We start from the raw sequence: 3,693 nt of genomic DNA, 5'->3' as shown, positions 1-3,693 counted from the left end.
ATCCGCTGGGAACGACGCGACGACATCCACGAAGGCTTCCTCGGCCCCACCACCTGCCTGATCACCCACAGGCACGTCCAACGTCTTTGTTAGGACCTCTAAGGGCGCGTATTTGGCCGTGATCAAGCGGCTCTGGTGAGGTCCTTGATCCAGATCATCGCGCCACGAAGGTGGGGGCCGGCGAGGTGGCTCTCCGGGGTCTTGTCATAGCGTGTGGCGATGCCTCGCCAGGCCTTCAGCTTGTTGATCAGGCGCTCGACGGTGTTCCGGTCTTTGTAGACTTCGGCATCGTGACTGACGGGCGTGCCGCCCTAGCTGCCCTTCTCCCTGGGTTGGCGGTTTGGTCGAGCTTCTCTGGAACGACGGCCTTGATGCGGCGTTTGCGCAGGTGGTTGCGGTTTCCCCGGGACGAGTAGGCCTAATAGGCATCGAGGTCGGAGCTTCCCGACCTTGGCAGGGGTCGAGCAAGACGTCTGGCTGTATGCCGCGCTTCGAGTGCTTCGACAAGAGCGACGCGTGCGCGGCCCCTGCCGCTTCGGGCTGGGCCGCCGTAGCGTGCCGTGGTTCGAGCCGTTCTCAGGGCCACCTCTTGATCAGCCGGAGCCGTGGAGCTCTTCACGAGAGCGAGGACCCTGAGATCAGCTGGGGCCACGGACGGCTGATGGGGTGGTGCGCCGGCGAGCGCTTCTATTAGGTCGCCGAGTGGTCCTGCCGCGGCGCGACGCCGACGGACACCGGAGCATCGAAAGAAGGCGCGCATGCACGTGGCCTGCGGGATCGACTGGGCCGAAGACCATCATGATGTGGCGGTGGTCGACTCCGATGCCCGCCTGATCGGCAAGCTGAGGATCAGTGACGACGCGGTGGGCTTCCAGAACCTGCTGCGGCTGCTCGCCGAGCACGGCGACGCGTCCGACAATCCGATACCGATCGCGATCGAGACCTCTCGCGGGCTCCTGGGGGCCTGCCTTCGGGCCTCCGGACGCCAGGTCTTCGCGATCAACCCGATGGCCGTGGCCCGCTACCTCGACCGTCACGCCGTATCCCGCAAGAAGTCCGACCACCAGGACGCCGTTGTCCTGGCGAACATCCTGCGGACCGACGCTGAGCTCCACCGACCCCTGCCCAGTGACTCCGACCTGGTCAAGGCGATCGCTGTCCTCGCCAGGGCCCAGCAGGACGCGGTCTGGGACCGCGCCCGGGCCCACAACCGGCTGTGCTCGCACCTGCGCGAGTACTACCCGGCGATCCTCGAAGTGTTCGCCGACAAGCGCGAACGGCTGCTGGCGCGTGAGGCCCGCGCCGTCCTGGTGATCGCGTCGACCAGGCCGAGGCCTCCAAGCTCACCCGCAGCAAGCTCAAGGCGGCCGTCGTCCGGGCCGGCCGCCAGCGCCGGATCGAGGTCGAGACCGACCGTCTGCTTGAGGTGTTCCACCAGACCTGGCTCCGTCAGCCGGCGCTGGTCGAAGCGGCGATGGGCCGCCAGACACTGGCCCTGCTCGCCCAGCTCGAAGCGGCCTGTCAGGCCTGTGACGACCTGGCTGTCGCAACCGAGGAGCTCTTCCTGCAGCATCCCGACGCGGAGATCATCACGAGTTTCCCGGGCCTGGCCGTGCTCACCGGTGCCCGGATACTCGCCGAGATAGGCGACGACCGCACCCGGTTCGACACCGCCCGAGACCCGAAGGCCTACGCCGGAAGCGCCCCCGTGACGTGAGAGTCCGGCAAGAGCCGATGCGTCAGCCACCGACGGATCAAGACCAGCCGCCTGGCCGCGACCGGCAGGCACTGGGCCTTCGCCTCACTCACCGCCTCACCTGGTGCCCACGACCACTACAACCGCCGCCGGGACACGGGTGACCGCTACTACGCGGCCCTCCGGAACCTGTTCAACCGCATGCTCGGCCAGCTCCACCACTGCCTGACCAGCCGCCAGAAGTTCGACGAAGCGACCGCGTTCGCACCGACGAAACCCTCACCACTCGCCGAAGCTGCTTGACCTGATAGCTGCATGGGGTGTCTTGTCGGCACTCACGCTGTCCGGTGTCGTGCGCGGGCGGCCCGTGACGGCGCGCGGAACGCGGATTGCGTCGAGGACGTCGGCGAACGCGGTGGCGTCGTTGACGTTGCCCGGCGTGAGAACGATCGACAGTGGCAGCCCGCGGCCGTCGACGGCGAGGTGGACCTTGGTGGTCAGCCCGCCTCGGGACCGGCCGAGGGCCTGGCGCGTCTGCGAGCGGCCCGGATCTTCCAGTTCGTCCCCGTCTGCGGCCCCTTTTTGCGGGCGCCGGCGGCGTGCTGGTGGGCGCGGTTGACCGTGGAGTCGACGGCGACCGTCCATTCCACGCGGCCCACCGCGTCGTCGCGGACCTGGACATGTTCGAGTAGCTTCGCCCAGGTGCCGTCCGCCTCCCAGCGGGCGAACCGCTCGTAGACGGTCTGCCACGGCCCGTACCGTTCGGGGAGGTCACGCCACGGAGCCCCGGTCCGAAGCCGCCACAGGACGCCGTTGACCACCTGTCGGTGATCACGCCACCGACGGCCACGCCCATCCACCCGCGGCAACAGGGGCTCTATCCGCTCCCACGCCGCATCCGTCAACTCACCTCGACCTGCCACAAGATCAATTATCAGACAAGCCTTAGAGGGCATCTGATCTATGTTGCAGCCTGTTTGTCCGGGGTGAGTGACCGGAGCGATGGGGGCTCGTTGCAAGGCTCGTGACTTCTCGGCGTCCGTACCGCAGTGATGTGTCCGATGCCCGTTGGGGCCTGATCGAGCCGGTCCTCATAGCCTGGCGGGCTCGCCGTGCCGGCCCTGGCACGGTGGCCCGCGTCCATGACCTGCGGGAGATCGTGAATGCGATCCTCTACGTCAACCGGACCGGTATCCCGTGGGAGTACCTGCCGCACGACTTCCCGCCCTTCAAGACGGTTTACGACTACTACGCGAAGTGGGAGGCGGACGGCACCACGCAGCAGGTGCACGACCTGCTGCGTGACCGCACCCGCCAGGCTCACGGCCGTCAGGCGCGTCCGTCCGCCGCTGTCCTGGACGCCCAGAGCGTCAAGACCTCCTGCAACGTCGCCGAGGCCGATCAGGGCATCGACGCGGCCAAGAAGATCAAGGGCCGCAAGCGCCACCTGGCCACCGACACCCTCGGCCTCCTGCTCGCCGTGATCGTCACCGCGGCATCGGTCCAGGATTCCGTCGGCGGCAAGCGGCTGCTCGACGAACTCGCCGCTGACCAGCCGACCGTGGTCAAGGTCTGGGTCGACGGCGGCTTCAACAACACCGTGATCAACCACGGAGCACGGCTCGGCACCGACGTGGAGGTTGTCAAACGCCGGACCGCCACCGGGTTCCAGGTCCTGCCGAAGCGTTGGGTGATCGAGCGCACCTTCGGCTGGCTCATGCAGCACCGCCGCCTGGCCCGGGACTACGAGGCCCTGCCACAACGATCCCGCACGATGATCCATTGGGCGATGGCTAACAAAATGAGCCGCGAACTCACTGGAGAATCCACCCCAACCTGGCGAATCGAATCAGGCGAACCGGCCATTACTGCCTAAAGGTTGATCAGATGCCCTCTTAGAGTTCCTAACAAAGACGTTGGACGTGCCTGTGGGTGATCAGGCAGGTGGTGGGGCCGAGGAAGCCTTCGTGGATGTCGTCGCGTCGTTCCCAGCGGAT

Annotated in this window: 1 protein-coding gene and 3 pseudogenes; 2 read left to right on the top strand and 2 right to left on the bottom strand. The window is 67.0% G+C overall.

Features of this window, described 5'->3' with window-relative positions:
• Positions 1-122: 122 nt before the first annotated feature.
• A pseudogene (locus ACZ7RU_RS36970) lies at positions 123-418 on the bottom strand (transposase); the annotation flags it as partial.
• Positions 419-758: 340 nt separating this feature from the next.
• Here ACZ7RU_RS36970 and ACZ7RU_RS36965 point away from each other — a divergent pair.
• Positions 759-1,999, top strand: a pseudogene (locus ACZ7RU_RS36965) (IS110 family RNA-guided transposase).
• Between the two features lie 21 nt (positions 2,000-2,020).
• On the opposite strand, the pseudogene ACZ7RU_RS36960 reads toward ACZ7RU_RS36965, so the two are convergent.
• Positions 2,021-2,619 (bottom strand): annotated as a pseudogene (locus ACZ7RU_RS36960) (IS5 family transposase); the annotation flags it as partial.
• Between the two features lie 101 nt (positions 2,620-2,720).
• Here ACZ7RU_RS36960 and ACZ7RU_RS36955 point away from each other — a divergent pair.
• Complete coding sequence (locus ACZ7RU_RS36955) at positions 2,721-3,572, top strand: IS5 family transposase (protein WP_470345390.1); 852 nt, start codon at positions 2,721-2,723, stop codon at positions 3,570-3,572.
• The last annotated feature ends 121 nt before the right edge of the window (positions 3,573-3,693 follow it).

This window comes from Kitasatospora sp. NPDC114501 (assembly GCF_055633695.1).
The sequence above is the reverse complement of the archived record's forward strand: the minus strand, read 5'-3'. Positions and strand labels throughout refer to the sequence as shown.